Origin of the sequence: Pseudomonas sp. CFII68, from assembly GCF_000416195.1 — a bacterium.
In the GTDB taxonomy this organism is placed as follows: domain Bacteria; phylum Pseudomonadota; class Gammaproteobacteria; order Pseudomonadales; family Pseudomonadaceae; genus Aquipseudomonas; species Aquipseudomonas kilonensis.
On record NZ_ATLN01000088.1, the window covers coordinates 1 to 16,495 of the forward strand.

The 16,495-nt window shown below is 61.7% G+C and carries 19 protein-coding genes and 1 pseudogene; 10 read left to right on the forward strand and 10 right to left on the reverse strand.

The window, feature by feature from the left end; all coding sequences use genetic code 11:
* The 3 genes and pseudogenes from CFII68_RS13175 to CFII68_RS13165 all read left to right on the forward strand — a co-directional run.
* Nucleotides 1-255 (forward strand): annotated as a pseudogene (locus CFII68_RS13175) (ribonuclease D); the annotation flags it as partial.
* Nucleotides 252-545 carry a YcgL domain-containing protein gene (locus CFII68_RS13170; RefSeq protein WP_014337057.1) on the forward strand — a complete coding sequence of 98 codons (294 nt, stop codon included), beginning with the start codon at nt 252-254 and terminating at the stop codon, nt 543-545. The pseudogene CFII68_RS13175 and the gene CFII68_RS13170, both read left to right, overlap by 4 nt.
* Before the next feature lie 126 nt (nt 546-671).
* Nucleotides 672-1,604, forward strand: coding sequence for a D-2-hydroxyacid dehydrogenase (locus tag CFII68_RS13165; RefSeq protein ID WP_018607520.1), 933 nt, complete (start codon nt 672-674; stop codon nt 1,602-1,604).
* Nucleotides 1,605-1,793: 189 nt separating this feature from the next.
* Here CFII68_RS13165 and CFII68_RS13160 read toward each other — a convergent pair whose 3' ends face one another.
* Entirely contained in the window at nt 1,794-2,387 is a 594-nt protein-coding gene (locus CFII68_RS13160) for a nitroreductase family protein (RefSeq protein WP_018607522.1), read from the reverse strand.
* A 160-nt stretch (nt 2,388-2,547) separates the two neighbouring features.
* Here CFII68_RS13160 and CFII68_RS13155 point away from each other — a divergent pair, with 160 nt between their 5' ends.
* Both CFII68_RS13155 and CFII68_RS13150 read left to right on the forward strand, forming a co-directional pair.
* A complete protein-coding gene (locus CFII68_RS13155) occupies nt 2,548-2,997 on the forward strand; it encodes a YcgN family cysteine cluster protein (protein WP_018607524.1) in 450 nt (149 codons plus the stop codon).
* Nucleotides 2,998-3,029: 32 nt separating this feature from the next.
* Nucleotides 3,030-4,259, forward strand: a complete 1,230-nt coding sequence (locus CFII68_RS13150) for a hypothetical protein (protein WP_033062661.1) — start codon at nt 3,030-3,032, stop codon at nt 4,257-4,259.
* A 98-nt stretch (nt 4,260-4,357) separates the two neighbouring features.
* Here the strand turns inward: CFII68_RS13150 and CFII68_RS13145 are convergent, their stop codons facing one another.
* Nucleotides 4,358-4,735 carry a DUF2892 domain-containing protein gene (locus CFII68_RS13145; protein ID WP_018607528.1) on the reverse strand — a complete coding sequence of 126 codons (378 nt, stop codon included), beginning with the start codon at nt 4,733-4,735 and terminating at the stop codon, nt 4,358-4,360.
* Nucleotides 4,736-4,812: 77 nt separating this feature from the next.
* Nucleotides 4,813-5,283, reverse strand: coding sequence for an RNA methyltransferase (locus tag CFII68_RS13140; RefSeq protein WP_003198862.1), 471 nt, complete (start codon nt 5,281-5,283; stop codon nt 4,813-4,815).
* 241 nt (nt 5,284-5,524) lie between these two features.
* On the opposite strand from CFII68_RS13140, the gene CFII68_RS13135 reads away from it, so the two are divergent.
* Entirely contained in the window at nt 5,525-5,857 is a 333-nt protein-coding gene (locus CFII68_RS13135; RefSeq protein ID WP_018607534.1) for a DUF2790 domain-containing protein, read from the forward strand.
* A gap of 72 nt (nt 5,858-5,929) precedes the next feature.
* Here the strand turns inward: CFII68_RS13135 and CFII68_RS13130 are convergent, their stop codons facing one another.
* The 4 genes from CFII68_RS13130 to CFII68_RS13110 form a co-directional block, all read right to left on the reverse strand.
* The gene (locus CFII68_RS13130) at nt 5,930-8,089 is read right to left on the reverse strand and encodes a copper-translocating P-type ATPase (RefSeq protein WP_084483710.1); all 2,160 of its coding nucleotides are present in this window, start codon (nt 8,087-8,089) and stop codon (nt 5,930-5,932) included.
* Nucleotides 8,090-8,091: 2 nt separating this feature from the next.
* On the reverse strand, nt 8,092-8,346 hold the full coding sequence (locus CFII68_RS13125) for a DUF2933 domain-containing protein (protein ID WP_018607538.1): 255 nt from the start codon (nt 8,344-8,346) through the stop codon (nt 8,092-8,094).
* 291 nt (nt 8,347-8,637) lie between these two features.
* On the reverse strand, nt 8,638-9,012 hold the full coding sequence (locus tag CFII68_RS13115; RefSeq protein ID WP_003184246.1) for a YajD family HNH nuclease: 375 nt from the start codon (nt 9,010-9,012) through the stop codon (nt 8,638-8,640).
* Nucleotides 9,013-9,060: 48 nt separating this feature from the next.
* Entirely contained in the window at nt 9,061-9,747 is a 687-nt protein-coding gene (locus CFII68_RS13110) for a spermidine synthase (protein WP_018607541.1), read from the reverse strand.
* Between the two features lie 73 nt (nt 9,748-9,820).
* Between CFII68_RS13110 and CFII68_RS26820 the strand changes: the two genes are divergently transcribed.
* The gene (locus CFII68_RS26820) at nt 9,821-10,108 is read left to right on the forward strand and encodes a hypothetical protein (RefSeq protein WP_018607543.1); all 288 of its coding nucleotides are present in this window, start codon (nt 9,821-9,823) and stop codon (nt 10,106-10,108) included.
* A gap of 212 nt (nt 10,109-10,320) precedes the next feature.
* Here the strand turns inward: CFII68_RS26820 and CFII68_RS13105 are convergent, their stop codons facing one another.
* Both CFII68_RS13105 and CFII68_RS13100 read right to left on the reverse strand, forming a co-directional pair.
* Nucleotides 10,321-10,794 carry a cyclic nucleotide-binding domain-containing protein gene (locus CFII68_RS13105; protein ID WP_014337065.1) on the reverse strand — a complete coding sequence of 158 codons (474 nt, stop codon included), beginning with the start codon at nt 10,792-10,794 and terminating at the stop codon, nt 10,321-10,323.
* Nucleotides 10,795-11,045: 251 nt separating this feature from the next.
* On the reverse strand, nt 11,046-13,100 hold the full coding sequence (locus tag CFII68_RS13100; protein WP_018607545.1) for a S9 family peptidase: 2,055 nt from the start codon (nt 13,098-13,100) through the stop codon (nt 11,046-11,048).
* A 135-nt stretch (nt 13,101-13,235) separates the two neighbouring features.
* Here CFII68_RS13100 and CFII68_RS13095 point away from each other — a divergent pair, with 135 nt between their 5' ends.
* The 3 genes from CFII68_RS13095 to CFII68_RS13085 are packed head-to-tail and all read left to right on the forward strand — an operon-like array spanning nt 13,236 to nt 15,097.
* The gene (locus CFII68_RS13095) at nt 13,236-13,733 is read left to right on the forward strand and encodes a hypothetical protein (protein WP_033062662.1); all 498 of its coding nucleotides are present in this window, start codon (nt 13,236-13,238) and stop codon (nt 13,731-13,733) included.
* A gap of 32 nt (nt 13,734-13,765) precedes the next feature.
* The gene (locus CFII68_RS13090) at nt 13,766-14,542 is read left to right on the forward strand and encodes a class II glutamine amidotransferase (RefSeq protein WP_018607550.1); all 777 of its coding nucleotides are present in this window, start codon (nt 13,766-13,768) and stop codon (nt 14,540-14,542) included.
* 12 nt (nt 14,543-14,554) lie between these two features.
* On the forward strand, nt 14,555-15,097 hold the full coding sequence (locus CFII68_RS13085) for a DUF2937 family protein (protein WP_018607553.1): 543 nt from the start codon (nt 14,555-14,557) through the stop codon (nt 15,095-15,097).
* A gap of 214 nt (nt 15,098-15,311) precedes the next feature.
* Here CFII68_RS13085 and CFII68_RS13080 read toward each other — a convergent pair whose 3' ends face one another.
* Nucleotides 15,312-16,490 (reverse strand): VWA domain-containing protein, encoded by a 1,179-nt coding sequence (locus tag CFII68_RS13080; RefSeq protein WP_003198888.1) that lies wholly within the window; start codon nt 16,488-16,490, stop codon nt 15,312-15,314.
* Between the last annotated feature and the right edge of the window lie 5 nt (nt 16,491-16,495).

Below are 16,495 nucleotides of genomic sequence, written 5' to 3' on the forward strand. Positions count from 1 at the left end.
CCGGCGGTGGCCGAGCCGTTGCCCATCGAGGCCGCGGCCCTGGTCAAGCGTCTGCGGGCGCTGGGGCAGGCAGAAGCCGAGCGCCTGGAAATTGCCCCGGAGCTGATGCTGCGCAAGAAAACCCTCGAAGCGCTGATCAAGAGCGGCTTCCCCGAGGGCCCTTACCAATTGCCTGATTCGCTGCGTGGCTGGCGCCGCGAGTTGATGGGCCAGGCGCTGCTCGACAGCCTGGCCACTGTAGGAGAACAGCCTTGAAACGTATCTGCTCCATCTACCGAAGCTCGAAGAAAAACGAGATGTACCTGTATGTGCTCAAGAGCGATGCCTTGGAGCGTGTACCTGAGCCGTTGATGGCCGCCTTTGGCAAGGCGATTCATGCCTTCGACCTGGTGCTGAGCCCCGAGCGGGCGCTGTCCCGGGAAGACATCAACAAAGTGCTGGAAAACCTCGACACCCAGGGCTATCACTTGCAAATGCCGCCGGCCGAAGATGAGTACATCGAGCATTTGCCTGAAGAGTTGCTACGCCGCAACGACCCGATCTGACGATTCCCTGGGCCCCCTGTCCTGGGGGCTCTTGAAACACACTGGAATAGTTTATTGGCGATGACCGCCTGGATGGAGCGACACTCTGTCGGCGGTTGTCCGCACTGTTTTTGAAAGGTTTGATTCATGCGCGTTCTGATTGCCGAACACGACCACCCGGTGTACGCCCAGCTTTTGCGTCAGGCGGCACCCGATATTGAAGTGCTGACCAGCGGCGACTCCGCCGAACTGTCGCGCCTGGCCACCGATTGCCCGGTCTGGCTCGGCCAGCCTGATCTGCTGGCCACCCTGTTGCGTCAAGGCCATAGACCCAGCTGGCTGCAATCGACTTGGGCGGGCATCACGCCGTTGCTGGCCGAGGGCTTGACGCGCAATTACCGCCTGACCCGCGCGGTGGGCATTTTCGGCCAGGTGATGGCTGAATACGTGCTGACCTACATGCTCGGCCATGAGCGTGAGGTGCTGGCACGCTTGGTCAGCCAGGTCGAGCGCAAGTGGGACAACCGCCAGGGGCAAGGCCTGGCCGGGCGCAAGGTGTTGATCGTCGGGACCGGTGACATTGGCCAGCGTGTGGCGCAGTTCCTCGTGCCGTTTGGTGTGCAGCTGTATGGCGTGGCCCGCGAGGCGCGGGCATTGGCGCCGTTCCTCGAGGTCGGGGCGCTGAAGGATCTGCCGCGCCTGGTGGGCGAGGCGGATTACGTGATCAATTTGCTGCCCAACACCCCCGATACCCATGATGTGTACGACGCGGCGCTGTTCAAGCAATTCAAGCCGACCGGGTTGTTCATCAACGTCGGTCGCGGCGTAGCGGTGGTGGATGCGGACCTGGTGCAGGCCCTGAAGGACGGGCACCTGGCCGGTGCGGTGATCGACGTCTGCCGCCAGGAGCCGCTGCCGCAGCGCCACCCCTTCTGGACCGCCTGGGGCCTGCTGCTGACCGGCCACAGCTCGGCACCGACCTCGCCACCGATGATGGTGCAGCTGTTCCTGGAAAACCTGCGGGCCTACCAGGCGGGCGAAGCACTGCGCGGGGAAGTGGACTTCACCCGGGGCTACTGACTTGGCGAGGGAGCGTGCTCCGTCCCGCCCTGTAGGAGCTGGCGAAGCCTGCGATCTTTTGATCTTTCGCTTGAGATTCAAGTGTCTTTGGAAAGATCGCAGCCTCGTTGCACTCGACAGCTCCTACAACGCAGCCTGGCGGGAGCAAGCTCGCTCCCACAGGGGGTCTTCAGCGGTCATAAAATGGGATTACAGGCTGAAATCGCCTTCTGCCACCAGTTCGCTCAACGGCCGGCGCGGGCTTGGGGTTTCGCGGGCCTGGAGGTACTCGGCCAGTGTCGATTTGTCCCCCAGCTTGCCAATCGCCACGGCGGCGTGCAGGGCGTAGCCTTCCGGGATCTTCAGTTCCTTGCGGGTCAGTTCCTGGTCGAAACCGGCCATACCGTGGGTATGCCAGCCGCTGAGGCTGGCTTGCAGCGCCAGGTGGCCCCAGGCCGCACCCGTATCGAAGGTGTGGGACTGCGCTGGGGTTTCTTCGGTGGCGCCGGGCACGGCGAAGGTGGTTTTCGAAACAATGATCACCAGTGCCGAGGCGTGTTGGGCCCAACCGCGGTTGAATTCATTGAGCAGACCCAGGAAACGCTCCCAATTCGGCGTGTCGCGGCGCGCATACAGAAAACGCCACGGCTGGGAGTTGTACGCCGACGGCGCCCAGCGTGCAGCTTCGAAGAAGCCCAGCAGGGTTTCTTCGGCAAGGGTCTCGCCGGTAAAGGCACGGGGCGACCAGCGCTCGATGAATTGAGGGTGAATCGCGTAATCGGCAATGCGGGGATTGGCACTCATGGGCTTACCTGGGTGGGGTTTGGAAAGTCAATGAAACAACCTACGTCCCGCCGCCCGGCCTGACAAGTCCCGGCCTACCGACAGTCGCCAATGCTTGGCCTGAAGAGGCCCGGGCACTAGACTGTCGGCCTTTTCACCACCTGATGTTGATGCTTGAGCCATGGCCGCCAAAGTCGAACCGTTCTGGAAACGCAAAACCCTCGATCAGCTCGACCTGCAGGAGTGGGAATCGCTGTGCGATGGCTGTGGCCTGTGCTGCCTGCAAAAGCTCGAAGACGAAGACGACAACAGCGTCTACTACACACGTATCGCCTGCAAACTGCTGGACCTGAAAACCTGCCAGTGCACCGACTATCCCAACCGCCGCGATTTTGTCCCCGATTGCATCCAGCTCACGCCGGGCAAGGCCGATGAGTTCAAGTGGCTGCCGCCGACATGCGGTTATCGGCTGGTCAGCGAGGGTAAGGACTTGCCGTTGTGGCACCACTTGGTCTGCGGTGATCGCGATGCCGTGCACCACGAACGTATTTCCCAGTCCGGGCGCATGCTGGCCGAAGGCAGCGTGCCGGAAGACGATTGGGAAGATCATCTGATTTTCCGCGCCGGCTGAACCGCCGGGCGGCGCACCACCAGGGAGACCCCATGGCTGCAGGATTGAAACGGATGCTGGCGGCGGGGCTGCTGGCGGTGTGCGCGCCGCTGTGGGCGGCGCAGAAAGTCGATCTGGATTATCACGTGCACCTGTTGCCCCAGAGCGATCAGGCCGAGGTGCGCCTGACCCTGGCCCGTGGTTCTGCGGTGCGCAGCCTGGATTTCGACCTCGGCGACGGCAGTCGCTACAGCGATTTCAAGGCCGACGGTCAATGGCAACTCACTCCCGGCAAGGAGGCGCGAGGTGTCTGGCGCCCGGCCGCCGACAAGGCCAGCCTGAGCTACCGCGTACGCATCAGCCATGCGCGCAAGAACGCCACCTTCGAAACCCGCATGACCCCGACATGGGCGTTGCTGCGCGGCGACGACCTGGTGCCGTCGGCCACGCTCGACCAGCAGGACGGCGTCGAACTGGTGGCCCGTCTTGAGGTTGAATTGCCCGACGGCTGGAAAAGCATCGAGACCCCCTGGCCGCGCATCGGCAAGCAACGCTTTCGCATCGACAATCCCTCGCGCCTGTTCGACCGCCCCACGGGCTGGATGCTCGCCGGCAAACTGGGCAGCCGCCGCACACGCCTGGGCGAAACTGAAGTGACGGTGGCCTCGCCCCAGGGCCAGGGCATGCGCCGGATGGATGTGCTGACATTGCTGACGTTCGTCTGGCCGCAGGTGCAAGCGCTGGTGCCGCGTCATCCGGCCAAGTTGCTGATTGTCGGCGCCGGTGACCCGTTGTGGCGTGGCGCCGAGGCCGGTCATGACTCGATCTACCTGCACAGCCGTCCGCCGCTGGTCAGCGAGCGGGGCAGTAGCCCGTTGTTGCGGGAGTTGGTGCAGGCGCTGGCCCGGGTCAATGATCATGATCGCAGCGACTGGATCAGCGAGGGGCTGACCGAGTACTACGCCATCGAACTGCTGCGCCGCGCTGGCGGCCTGAGTGATGAGCGCTATCAGACCTTGAACGACCGGCTCGCCCGCGACAGCAAGGGCATCACCACCTTGCGCGGCGAACAGATCAGCTCGGCGGCGGTGGCCAAGGCGGTGTTGCTGTTGCAGGAGCTGGACCGCGAGATTCGCCTGAAAACCCGTAACAAGCGTTCGCTGGATGATGTGTTGCAGGCGGCGATGCGACTGGAGACAGTGGATACCGAGGAGTTTGTGCAACTCAGTGAAAGTGTCCTGGATGGGGCTTCTACTGTGCTCGATAGCCGGTTACTTCAGTAATACCGCTATCGCGGGCAAGCCTTGCTCCCACAGGTATTGCATCGTATCTGTGGGAGCAAGGCTTGCCCGCGATGAGGCCATCAGCGGCACTGCAAAAATCAGAGCCCAACTTTGGGCGAATCCAACGAATCATTCCCCGTCACCGTAGCCGTGCCAGTCGCCGCCTCGGCATTGGCTTTCAAGCGGCTCAGTTCGTCACCGGCCTGCTCGATGCGGGCGCGGGCGCTGTTCAGGTTCTGGCGATTCTTTTCCAGCAGGCTCTTGGCCGAGCAATGCCCGGTGATCCCCCGTGCCAGCGCCATGCCGCCGATCGCCAGTTGAGCCAGGCCGACCACACCGCCACGGCGCAAACCCTTGCCCATCATCAGCACACCGCCGGCCAGTGAGCCAATGCGTTCCCAACCCTGCACGTTTTGTGGTGGATGGGATTGGAAAGGGGTGGTCTCAATCGGCTCGAACGGATTGTTATCGCTCATGATCTGTCTCCAGTGTGGGGATTGGTATAAAGCTGACTGCCCGAGCGCCTGCCTTGTTCAATCCAATTGCGCACCGATCAGCGGAATTGCGGCCCTGAGCGGGTGTTGTTGCCTTTGGCCATGCGGTCATACAGCACGACGTTGACGGTGGCGGCCAGGTTCATGCAACCGGTGGTGGGGATGTACACCACGTCCTCACACCAGTCGCGAATGTCCTTGTCGAGCGAGCCGTCTTCCGGGCCGAAGATATACAGCGCCCGGTCCGGGTGGGTGTATTCGGGCAGCGGGCGAGCACCTTCCACCAGTTCCACGGCCACCGGCACACAGCCCAGGGGCAGGATTTTCTTCAGGTCGTCGATACCGATCAGCGGGATGTCGTAGTGGACTTTCTTGGTGTCGGTGACGAAGTCGGCGGCACGCTCATAGCGCTTGCCGGTGTAGAACACCGACGCCACGCCGTAGCAGCCGGCGGCACGCATGACCGAACCGACGTTTTCCGGTGACTTGGGGTTGAACAGACCGATGCAGCTATAGCGTTTGTTGGCCACGGGCGGGGTGCCTTTGGGGAAAAGGCGCGATTATACGGGGAATGGGGGAGGGTGGTCAGGTTCGAGATGTGTGGTGTTTGTTTGATCGCCATCGCGAGCAAGCTCGCTCCCACATTGGACTTGTGGGGGCTGATGGTCGGTTACCTGTTCACGAACCTGACCAATCGGTAACGTCCCCGCCAGCGTCGTGAAAGGCACCAGTCGTTATGGTTTGCCTGACAAATGACTGCCGGAGTTCCTCATGAAGACCCTTGATGCCTTGCTCGCCGTTTCGATCCTGTCCCTTTCTTCCCTTGCCTTGGCGGAAGGCGGAGGTGACCGGGTTTATGGCCAGATGATCCAGAACAATCAACAAGCCATGGCGCGATACGCCGCCGAAAACGGCAAAGCTGTCGCCGAAATCGTTCATTACGAATACGGCATGAAACTCGATGTAAAAAAAGTGGTGAGCATTACACCGGCCAATAAAAGCTGTGGTGTCGGGCCGTCGCGCATGACTTACGAAGACTCGAACGGCAAGCTCAAAACCGTGGAATATAGACTCCTGGGTGATAACTGTCCGAATGGCGGCTGATTACCGTCTCGTTTGTTCTCCTTTGGTTTTGAGACGGTCAGGCGCCCTGGTGGCGCCTGTTTTTTGCGCGGATTATTGTGCTGGCGTGTTACGCAACCGCAAGGCATTGAACACCACCGACGCCGAACTCACGCTCATGGCGATGGCGGCAATCATGGGCGAGAGCAGGTGACCGGTCAGGGGATACAGCAGGCCGGCAGCCAACGGAATACCCATCGAGTTATAGAGGAAGGCAAAGCCGAGGTTCTGGCGCATGTTTCTAACGGTTGCCACCGAAAGGGTGCGGGCCCGCAAGATCCCCATCAAATCGCCTTTTACCAAGGTCAGTTGGGCGCTGTTCATCGCCACGTCCGTGCCTGTACCCATGGCAATGCCTACGTTCGCCCGAGCCAGGGCGGGAGCATCGTTTATTCCGTCACCCGCCATCGCGACCTGGCGGCCATCGCGCTGCAGGTCCGCCACCAGACGTTCCTTGTCCTCGGGTTTGACTTCCCCATGGACCTCTTCAATGCCCATCTCCCTGGCCACGGCGCGTGCAGTGGTGAGGCCGTCGCCGGTGGCCATGATGATTTTTATGTTGTGAGCCTTGAGCTGGCTGACCGCTTCCCTGGAGGTTGGCTTGATCGGGTCCGAGACGGCCAGCAGCCCGGCCAGCACACCGTCGACTGCCATGTAGATAATGCTGATGCCTTGCGCGCGTAGCTGCTCGGCCTGTTGTTGCAGTGGGCTGACGCTGATGCTGGCGGCGTTCATCAGGGCGGTATTGCCCAAGTGGACCTGTTTGCCGTCCACCTGGCCACTGACACCGATGCCGCTGCCGGATTCAAATGAAGCCGGCTTGATCAGTTCAAGATGCTCGGCTCGTGCGTGATCGACGATGGCGTGGGCCAGGGGATGTTCGCTGCCCTGGTCGAGGCTGGCGGCCAACAGCAGTACCTGGCGGTCGTCGAAGCCCTGGGTGGCTTTCACGCTGTGAAAGGCCGGGCGCCCTTCGGTCAGGGTACCGGTCTTATCGACGATCAGCGTGTCGATCCTGCACAAGTTCTCGATGGCGCTGGCGTCCCGGAAAAGCACGCCCAGGCTGGCAGCCTTGCCGGTGGACACCATGATCGACATGGGGGTGGCGAGCCCCAGCGCACAGGGGCAGGCAATGATCAGCACGGCGACGGCATTGATCAGCCCGAAGACCCAGCCAGGTTCGGGACCTAACAGCCCCCAGCCGAAAAAGGTCAGTACGGCGATGGCAATCACGCCCATGACGAAATAGCCAGCGATCACGTCGGCCATGCGCTGCATAGGCGCTTTCGAGCGCTGGGCCCGGGCGACCATCTGAACAATTTGCGCCAGGACGGTCTCGGCGCCGACCTTCTGCGCCGTCATCACCAAGCTACCGTGGGTGTTGATCGTGGCGCCGATCAGGTTGTCTCCGGCGCGTTTGATCACCGGAACCGGCTCGCCGGTGAGCATCGACTCGTCAACAGCGCTTTCACCTTCTAGCACCGTACCATCGACCGGGACCTTTTCACCGGGCCTGATCCGCAGGTGGTCACCCTGATGGACGTGGGTCAGAGGGATGTCTTGTTCCTGGCCATCGGCATTGATCCTGCGCGCGGTTTTGGGTGACAGCCCCAGCAGCGACTTGATGGCGGCCGACGTCTGCGAGCGAGCCTTGAGCTCCAGCATCTGCCCCAGCAAAGTCAGGGAGATGATCACCGCGGCGGCTTCAAAGTAGACGCCGATCCGCCCCTCTTGCACGAACGTGGCGGGGAATCCTCCCGGCCAAAACGTGGCGGCGACACTGTAGAGATAGGCCGCCGCGGTGCCCAGGCCAATCAGGGTCCACATGTTCGGGCTACGCTGGCGAACAGAGGCCACTGCCCGCACAAAAAACGGCCAGCCTGCCCACAGGACCACTGGCGTGGCCAGGAAAAACTCGACGAGATTTTGCGTTTCACCGTGAAACAGCGACAAGGCGTGCCCCGCCATGGCGAGCACCGTGACGATGACCGTCAACGGCAGTGACCACCAGAAGCGGCGGGTGAAGTCCTTGAGTTCTGGATTGTCCTCTTCTTCCAGCGCGGGCATCACCGGCTCCAGCGTCATGCCACACTTGGGGCAGGTGCCGGGGCCGGATTGGCGTATTTCCGGGTGCATGGGGCAAGTGTATTCAGTCGCCATGTCGCCGTTGGGTGCTGAAGCACTGTGGTGAAGGTGCGCTGGAGTGTCGGGCATGGCTAGGGGCCTTCCTGATCCCTGCGGTTGACGGGTGGTTGGCCATGTCGTCCATGACCGCCATGGCCGTGTCCGTGTCCGAAGATATGCATCAAGGGACATATCAGGAGAATCAGGTACGGCCAATTCGCCGCGATGTGGCTGAAGTGTTCTCGCGCCAGATAGAAGAGGCCGATGGCCAACAACATGATCAAGACAATGCCGGTCTTGCCCCGCCAGAATGGCGTTGCGCCCGCTGGGGGTTGATGAGTGTTCATGCTGTCGCTCCTTCAGGCCAGGCGAGCCACCGCCACCGATAACCACAGAATAGGCAGGGAGGGCTTTGGCAGATTGATATTCATCAACCTTGGCTTACTTCACCTGCAAATGAGGGAAGTAGCGGGCATGCTAAAGGTGCGAAGCTGTCAGCGACCTGACGGGGGCATTGCAGATTTGTCAGCGGGGCCATGAAAGCGGCCCAGGCAGCCGCTCCACAGTCGAGTGAGGGGATTTTATCTGTGGAGCAACACTTTGCGGCGCAAGGTAAACCCGCTCGTCACAACGGCTAATTACTCGTCTTTCTTCATCAACCCGGCCAGTGCGGCGAAGGGGTTGTGGGTCGCCTTGGCGATTTTCGGGGTGCTCAGGGAGCCGTCGCCGAAATATTGCTGGTCGGTGTAACGCGAGTGTTCGTTGTCGTGGCAGTACAGGCACAGCAGTTCCCAGTTGGAACCGTCCTGCGGGTTGTTGTCGTGGTTGTGGTCGCGGTGGTGAACGGTCAGTTCGCTCAGGCGCTTGCCGGAAAACTCACGGGCGCAGCGGCCACAGACATGGGGGTACATTTTCAGGGCTTTGTCGCGGTAGCCCATCTCCCGGTCGCGCTGGGCATCGGCGAGGATGCGGTCCAGCTTGGCGGTGTTGGACGGTGGCGTTGACGAACTCATGGGTTCACCTTTGTAAAAAAGACTGATGACGGTTGGGCACAGTTTAGCTCAGCCCTTGAGCTTCTCGGCAATCCAGATGGTGTGGCGGGTGCCTTTGTTGCCATGGGCGAACACTTGCACCTCTTCGGCCTTGAAGCCGGCCTTCTTCAGTTTGTCGGAAAACTGCCGGTCAGCGCTGGCCGACCACACCGCCAGCACGCCCTTGGGCCGTAGGGCCTTGGCGCAGGCGGCCAGGCCTCCAGCCGAATACAGCCAACTGTTGGCTTTCTGGGTCAGGCCTTCCGGGCCGTTGTCGACATCGAGCATGATCGCGTCGAAACCCTGGGGTTCGGCTTGCAGCACCTTGGCCACGTCTTCCATGCGGATCACCGTGCGTGGGTCCGCCAGCGGTCGCCCGGCCTTTTCACCCAATGGGCCACGGTTCCACTCCACCACGCCGGGCACCAGTTCAGCCACCACCACTTCGGCGGTCTTGCCCAGGTGCTTGAGGGCCGAGGCGAGGGTGAACCCCATGCCAAGGCCGCCGATCAGCACACGCGAGCCAGGACGACCGGCCACCTTGCGGCAGGGAATCTCTGCCAGGGCATCTTCGGAACCGTGCATGCGGGTGTTCATCAACTGCCCGCCGTCACCGCCCTGGATCTTGATGACGAAGTCTTCGCCGTACTCGAACAGGCACAGGGCACCGCCGTTATCAGGGATGGGCGTGGTGTCGAGCAGAACGAAACGTTTCATGGAAATCTCGTAGGAGGGCAGACCGGCGCGGTAACGACTAGCCTTAAAGCAGACAATAGCCACGGAGCCATTGATGAAGTGCATCATTCTAACGGCCATTGCCCTGACGGCGCTCTCAATAAGTTGCGCCCAGGCTCAACAACCGACGATTCCGGTCAACCCGCCGAGCATCCCCGGGTCGCCTGGCACCGCCACTCCCATGCCCTACCCGCCGGTCACGCCCAACGGTGTGCCCAAGGCTGGCACCGGAAGCGGTGGGCCGCCCTTGCTGCCACCGATCGAAATGCCCAAGCCGCCCAAGGACCAGCCGATACCGGGCATGGAACCCAAGCCTGTGAAGGCCAAGTCGCCGGGGGGGTAGATCTGAAGCCATTCGATGAAACAACTGAATGGTAAAAACCTGTGGGTTCGGGCATTGCGGTGGACTCTGTGGGAGCAAAGCTTGCTCGCGATGACGTCGGCATATGCAACACCGCTATCGCGAGCAAGCTTTGCTCCCACAGGCTTTGCTCCCACAGGCTTGCTCCCACAGGCTTGCTCCCACAGGTTCTGTGTTTCAACTGACAGAGGGGGTCAGACCTGCTGCGACAACAACTGCCCATCGGCCATGCGCAAGCGCTTGGACAGGGAGACGGCGAGGGCGCGGATGATCTTGGCGGCGATCTTCGGGGCGTCGTTGAGCATTTTCTCCAGGGAGTCTTTGCCCAGGTTCAGCAACTGGCAATCGCTGGCGGCGATGCAACTGGCCGAGCGCCGTTCGCCGTCGAGCACAGCCATTTCGCCGAATGCCCGGCCGCTGCGCAGCGTGGCGATGGTCACGGGTTGGCCGTCGGGGCCGGTTTTCTGCACGGCCACCTGGCCGGTGTGGATGATGCACATGAAGCTGCCGGCATCGCCCTCGCGGAAAATCGCTTCGCCCTCGGCGATGGCGCTGATGCTGAAATAGCCCGATGCCGCGGCGAAGTCGACGGGTAGCAACTGGTCGAACAGGCCGCAGTCCATCAGCCAGTCGCGGATTTCTTTGTTCAGTAAGGTCGGTTCTGACATGTTGGCACGGTCTTTTTCTTGTGTTTGTTGCAGGTTCAGTTTGGCCCGGGTGTAAGCAGATCTCTGGGACAGGCTTTTATCTTTTGTGGGAGCAAGGCTTGCCCGCGATACAGGCGACTCAGTTCTGTCTGTCAGATCAAGCCGATGCCATCGCGGGTAAGCCTTGCTCCCACAAAGCCTTCCCCACATTGGGCTGGGTTACAGCAAGGCCTTGCGCATGGAGCTAAGACCCGGCCATCCCACAGAGTTCCTCAGACCCTCCCCAAAACCTTCAAGACAAATGCATATTCGAGCGCTACGTCACGCAATCCCTGGTAGCGCCCGCTCATTCCACCGTGGCCGGCGCCCAGTTCGGTCTTGAGCAGCAGAGGGTTGTCGTCGGTCTTGGTGGCTCGCAATTTCGCCACCCACTTGGCCGCTTCCCAGTACTGCACACGGCTGTCGTTGTAACCGGCGATCACCAGCAGCGCCGGGTACGCTTGGGCGCTGACGTTTTCGTATGGGGCGTAGGCCCGGATCCGATCATAAACGTCCGGCTCCTCTGGATTGCCCCATTCGTCGTATTCGGTGACGGTCAGCGGCAGGTCGGGGTCGAGCATGGTGTTGAGCACATCGACAAACGGCACTTCGGCAATCGCGACCTTGAACAGCTCCGGGCGTTGATTGAGCACTGCGCCGATCAGCAGGCCACCGGCGCTGCCGCCGCTGATCGCCAGTTGCTCGGCGGTGGTCAAGCCGTTGGCGATCAAATGCTCGGCGCAGGCGATGAAGTCGCCGAACGTGTTGTGCTTGTGTTCCTGCTTGCCGGCGCGATACCAGGCTTCCCCCAGCTCACCGCCGCCCCGCACATGGGCGATGGCAAACGCCACGCCGCGGTCGAGCAGGCTCAGCCGCGCATGGGAAAACCACGGGTCGAGGCTCTCGCCATAGGCACCGTAGCCGTACAGGTACAGCGGTACCGGCTGGCCGAGGGCTTCGCGCTTGACCACCAGGCTGATGGGCACCTGGGTGCCATCCGCTGCCGTCGCCCAAAGCCGCTGGCTGACGTAGGCATCGGCATCGAACGGGCCCAGTACCGGGGTTTGCTTGAGCACGACCTGTACGCCGCTGGCCAGGTCCAACTGACGGATCTGCGCCGGACGGTTCAGGGCCTCGTAGCGCAGGCGGATGCGATCGCTGACGAATTCCAGGCTGTTCTGCACATGCAGGCTGTAGGCCGCATCCGGCAGTTGCACCCGATAGGCCGGCAAGCCTTGTGGGTGTACCTCGATGATGGGCAGGCCGCCTTCGCGCAGGCTCAAGGTCATGGCCCCGGCGTTCAGGCTCAGGCCGTCGATCATCACCGTGTCGCTGTGGGGGATCAGGTTCTGCCAGTCAGCCTCGGTCGGCGCCACGCCCGTGTCGGCAGCCTGGTACAGGGCGAAGTTGATCCCGTCGCGGTTGCTGCGGATCAACCAGGTCCATTGGCCATCGAGCAGGCCGTGGTCGACGTCGTATTCGTGGTTTTCCAGGCGTGGCGCCAGGCAGGTGAAGGGGTGTTGCGGCTGCGCAGCGTCCAGCACCCAGACTTCGCTGGTGGTCTTGCTACCGAGGGACAGGATCAACTGTTTTTCTGAGCTGGAGCGGTAGCAATGCAGGAAAAAACGCCCGTCTGGCTCATGGAACACTTCTTCGGCGGCCGTGCCATCCAGGCGATAGCGCCAGAGTTTGTGCGGGCGGTGGGTGTCGTCCAATTCGCCAAAAAACAGCGTCAGGCTGTCGTTGGCCCAGGTCATGCTGCCGTCGCAATCGGAGAAGGACAGTTCGCTGACCTTGTCGTTGGACAATTCCTTCACGAACAGGGTGTAGATCTCGTCGCCCGTGGTGTCCAGGCTGTAGGCCAGGCGCTGGTGGTCGGGGCTGATGCTGAAAGCGCCCAGGGAAAAGAAGCCGCCGCCAGCCAGCACGTTCGGGTCCAGCAGCAGTTGTTCACGGCTTTCATCCACGCTCAGGCTGTCATCGGCCGGACGCGGGCAGCGGTAGTGGCGCGGGTATTCGTCACCGGCCGTGGTACGGGTGTAATACAGGTACGGGCCCCAAGGCGAGGGCAGTGACAAGTCGGTTTCGAGAATCCGCCCCTTGATCTCCTGGAACAGGCTTTCGCGCAGCTCGGCCTGGTCGGCAAGTTGCGCCTCCTGGTAGCCGTTTTCCGCCTTGAGGTAGTCGAGCACGGCGTCGGTGTCGCGTTCCTGCAGCCAGGCGTATGGATCAACACCGGCGTCCCTGCGGGCAATCGGGGCGTTGGAAACGTGGGCAGATAGGGACATGAAAGGCTCTCGAACGTTATACGAAAAGGGACACATGGCCTGGACAAAACCCACCACACAGGCCATTCGCCAGACGCCGGGGCAGCCTGACGCGCGAAAAGCCGTTACTATAAGCGTCTCTTTGCCTGCCTTGCCATGGACACCATGACCGAGAACGACTATCTGATCGCCTGGGGCCTCTACGCCTTCGCCGCCCTGGGCTGCCTGCTGGTGTGGATGCGCATGACCCGCTGGATGTGGCGCTGGTTGCGCGAACCGCTGCGCTTGTTGATGGCGGTGTTGCTGTTCAGCCCCACTGTCGTTGACCCGGTGAAGGACAAGGTTGCCCCGGCCTTGGCCATTGTCGCCCTGGACGTCATGTTCAAGGTCGGTAATAACGTCTGGCGGGCGGCTTCCGATCTGCTCATGTACGGCATGATCGTCTTCGGCCTCTACTTGATTTTAGTGCTGATCCGCTTCCCTATCGAGCGTGCCGCCAACGCTCGCAAGGAACGGGCTGCCGCCGCCAAAGCCGCCGCCGCGGCCGATGAGCCGGAGGATGAGCCACCGTTCGGCGTAGCCGGTGATGACCGTTACGGTCGCCCGCCCGTGCCGAGCAACCCCCAGCGTTCGCGTATCGAACCGCGCCTGTAACCGGGCCTGCCCCTTGAAGCGAGAGTTCGAGCATGTGTGAGTTATTGGGCATGAGCGCCAATGTGCCGACCGACATCGTGTTCAGCTTTACCGGGCTGATGCAGCGCGGCGGCAAGACCGGGCCGCACCGGGACGGGTGGGGCATCGCCTTCTATGAAGGCCGTGGCCTGCGCCTGTTCCAGGACCCGGCCGCCAGCAGCGAATCGGAAGTGGCGAACCTGGTGCAGCGCTATCCGATCAAGAGCGAAGTGGTGATCGGGCATATTCGCCAGGCCAACGTCGGCAAAGTCAGCCTGTCCAACACCCACCCGTTTGTGCGTGAGTTGTGGGGCCGCAACTGGTGTTTTGCCCACAACGGCCAGCTCGCCGATTTCCAGCCGGGCGTGAGCTTCTACCGTCCGGTGGGCGATACCGACAGCGAAGCGGCCTTCTGCGATCTGCTCAACCGCGTGCGCCAGGCCTTCCCCGAACCGGTGGCGGTGGAACAATTGCTACCGGCGTTGATCGAGGCCTGCGCTGAATACCGCAGCAAAGGCGTGTTCAACTGCCTGCTCAGCGATGGCGATTGGCTGTTCTGCTATTGCTCGACCAAACTGGCCCAGATCACCCGTCGCGCGCCGTTCGGCCCGGCTCGCCTCAAGGATGTGGATGTGATTGTCGATTTCCAGGCTGAAACCACGCCCAACGACGTGGTCACGGTGATCGCCACCGAACCCTTGACCGAAAACGAAACCTGGACCCGCTACGAACCGGGCCAATGGAGCCTGTGGCGACGCGGCGAATGCGTCAGCCACGGCCGGACCGAATAAGGACGTCACGCTATGTTGCTCAGTTATCTACGGCTGGTGTTGTTCGCGGTGGGCCTGTTGGTTGGGGTCCAGGTGCCGGGCTTCATCAATGATTACGCCAAGCGGGTCGAGGCTCACCTGATCGAGGCGCAGACCGGCCTGCAAGGTTTCCAGGGCACTGCCAACCAGTTCTTCAAGGGCGACATGCAAGCCCTGGTGGCCCATTACCGCGCCAGCGAAGACCCGATCTTTCGCAGCGATGCCGACAGCCTGAACACCTTGCTTGTGCGCCAGCAGGCCTTGGACAAGCAATTCCAGGCGATGCAAGGCCCGTGGTACATCCGCTTGCTGCAAGTGGCGCTGGCCGCCGATCCGGACATTCGCAAGGAAACCTGGAACGGCTACAGCTACCAGATCCTGCTGACCCCCGAGGCCATGGTCTGGGGCATCAGCGGTGCGATGTTGCTGTCGTTCGGCCTGGAATGCCTGTTCCGCCTGATCGACTGGGTGGTGCTGGGCGGCAAGCGCCTGCGCCAGGGCCGGCCGATTGAAGAGCGCGACCTGCGCGGGCTGTAGCCTGTTGTGGCGAGGGAATTTTGCGAAGTCCCGCTGGGCACTGTAGGAGCTGCCGAGTGCAACGAGGCTGCGATCTTTCCATTGGCAATTGAGTCTTGAGCGAAAGATCAAGATCAAAAGATCGCAGGCTTCGCCAGCTCCTACAGGGATCTCTTGTGTGACGAAGATCCAGTGTGGGGACGAGCCTGCTCTGCCCTGAAGGGCAGCAAGCATCTTACTTGGAAAGAAACCGCATCCCTTCCTCCAACCCCCGCAAGGTCAGTGGATACATCCGATCTTCCACCAACTCGCGCACGATGTTGGTCGAGGCGGTATAGCCCCAGGTGTCCTTGGGGTACGGATTGATCCAGATGAGCTTCTTGTATTTCTCCATGAAGCGTTGCATCCACACATAACCGGCTTCTTCGTTCCAGTGTTCAACGCTGCCGCCGGCCTGGGTGATTTCATAGGGTGCCATGGCGGCGTCACCGATGAAGATCACTTTGTAGTCGGCGCCGTATTTGTGCAGCAAATCCTGGGTCGAGGTGCGTTCCGAGGTGCGGCGCAGGTTGTTCTTCCACACCGATTCGTAGACGAAGTTGTGGAAGTAGAAATACTCCAGGTGCTTGAACTCGGTCTTGCAGGCCGAGAACAGTTCTTCGCAGATCTTCACGTGGGCATCCATCGAGCCACCGATGTCGAACAGCAGCAACAACTTGACGGTGTTGCGTCGCTCCGGGCGCATCTGGATGTTCAAAAGGCCGGCGTCGCGGGCGGTGTGGTCGATGGTGCCGTCGATGTCCAGCTCTTCGGCCGCACCCTGGCGGGCGAACTTGCGCAGGCGGCGCAGGGCGATCTTGATGTTGCGGGTGCCCAGTTCCACCTGGTCGTCGAGGTTCTTGTATTCGCGTTGGTCCCAGACCTTCACAGCCTTGCCCTGGCGCTTGCCGGCGTCGCCGACCCGGATGCCTTCGGGGTTGAAGCCGCCGGAGCCGAACGGGCTGGTCCCGCCGGTGCCGATCCACTTGTTGCCGCCGGCATGGCGTTCCTTCTGTTCTTCCAGGCGTTTCTTGAATTCTTCGATCAGCTTGTCCAGGCCTCCCAGGGACTGGATCTGCGCCCGCTCTTCGTCGGTCAGCGAACGCTCGAACTCCTTGCGCAACCAGTCTTCGGGAATCAGCGCCTGGAGGTGATCGTCGAGTTTCTCCAGGCCGTTGAAGTAGGCGGCGAACGCCCGGTCGAACTTGTCGAAATGCCGTTCGTCCTTCACCAGGATCGCCCGGGACAGGTAATAGAACTCGTCCATGTCGGCGAAGATCACCCGCTGTTTCAGCGCGTTGATCAGGTCCAGCAGTTCACGCACCGACACGGGCACCTTGGCGGCGCGCATCTCATTGAACAGGTTAAGCAGCATGGCAA

What these genes read in the sequence shown, in the direction of transcription:
- CFII68_RS26820 (WP_018607543.1), top strand. Translation starts at nt 9,821, where the DNA reads ATGAAGTGCATCATTCTAACGGCCATTGCCCTGACGGCGCTCTCAATA.
- CFII68_RS13100 (WP_018607545.1), bottom strand. Translation starts at nt 13,100, where the DNA reads ATGTCCCTATCTGCCCACGTTTCCAACGCCCCGATTGCCCGCAGGGAC.
- CFII68_RS13080 (WP_003198888.1), bottom strand. Translation starts at nt 16,490, where the DNA reads ATGCTGCTTAACCTGTTCAATGAGATGCGCGCCGCCAAGGTGCCCGTG.
- CFII68_RS13095 (WP_033062662.1), top strand. Translation starts at nt 13,236, where the DNA reads ATGGACACCATGACCGAGAACGACTATCTGATCGCCTGGGGCCTCTAC.
- CFII68_RS13115 (WP_003184246.1), bottom strand. Translation starts at nt 9,012, where the DNA reads ATGAGTTCGTCAACGCCACCGTCCAACACCGCCAAGCTGGACCGCATC.
- CFII68_RS13150 (WP_033062661.1), top strand. Translation starts at nt 3,030, where the DNA reads ATGGCTGCAGGATTGAAACGGATGCTGGCGGCGGGGCTGCTGGCGGTG.
- CFII68_RS13155 (WP_018607524.1), top strand. Translation starts at nt 2,548, where the DNA reads ATGGCCGCCAAAGTCGAACCGTTCTGGAAACGCAAAACCCTCGATCAG.
- CFII68_RS13085 (WP_018607553.1), top strand. Translation starts at nt 14,555, where the DNA reads ATGTTGCTCAGTTATCTACGGCTGGTGTTGTTCGCGGTGGGCCTGTTG.
- CFII68_RS13090 (WP_018607550.1), top strand. Translation starts at nt 13,766, where the DNA reads ATGTGTGAGTTATTGGGCATGAGCGCCAATGTGCCGACCGACATCGTG.
- CFII68_RS13110 (WP_018607541.1), bottom strand. Translation starts at nt 9,747, where the DNA reads ATGAAACGTTTCGTTCTGCTCGACACCACGCCCATCCCTGATAACGGC.
- CFII68_RS13135 (WP_018607534.1), top strand. Translation starts at nt 5,525, where the DNA reads ATGAAGACCCTTGATGCCTTGCTCGCCGTTTCGATCCTGTCCCTTTCT.
- CFII68_RS13125 (WP_018607538.1), bottom strand. Translation starts at nt 8,346, where the DNA reads ATGAACACTCATCAACCCCCAGCGGGCGCAACGCCATTCTGGCGGGGC.
- CFII68_RS13130 (WP_084483710.1), bottom strand. Translation starts at nt 8,089, where the DNA reads ATGCCCGACACTCCAGCGCACCTTCACCACAGTGCTTCAGCACCCAAC.
- CFII68_RS13160 (WP_018607522.1), bottom strand. Translation starts at nt 2,387, where the DNA reads ATGAGTGCCAATCCCCGCATTGCCGATTACGCGATTCACCCTCAATTC.
- CFII68_RS13165 (WP_018607520.1), top strand. Translation starts at nt 672, where the DNA reads ATGCGCGTTCTGATTGCCGAACACGACCACCCGGTGTACGCCCAGCTT.
- CFII68_RS13145 (WP_018607528.1), bottom strand. Translation starts at nt 4,735, where the DNA reads ATGAGCGATAACAATCCGTTCGAGCCGATTGAGACCACCCCTTTCCAA.
- CFII68_RS13105 (WP_014337065.1), bottom strand. Translation starts at nt 10,794, where the DNA reads ATGTCAGAACCGACCTTACTGAACAAAGAAATCCGCGACTGGCTGATG.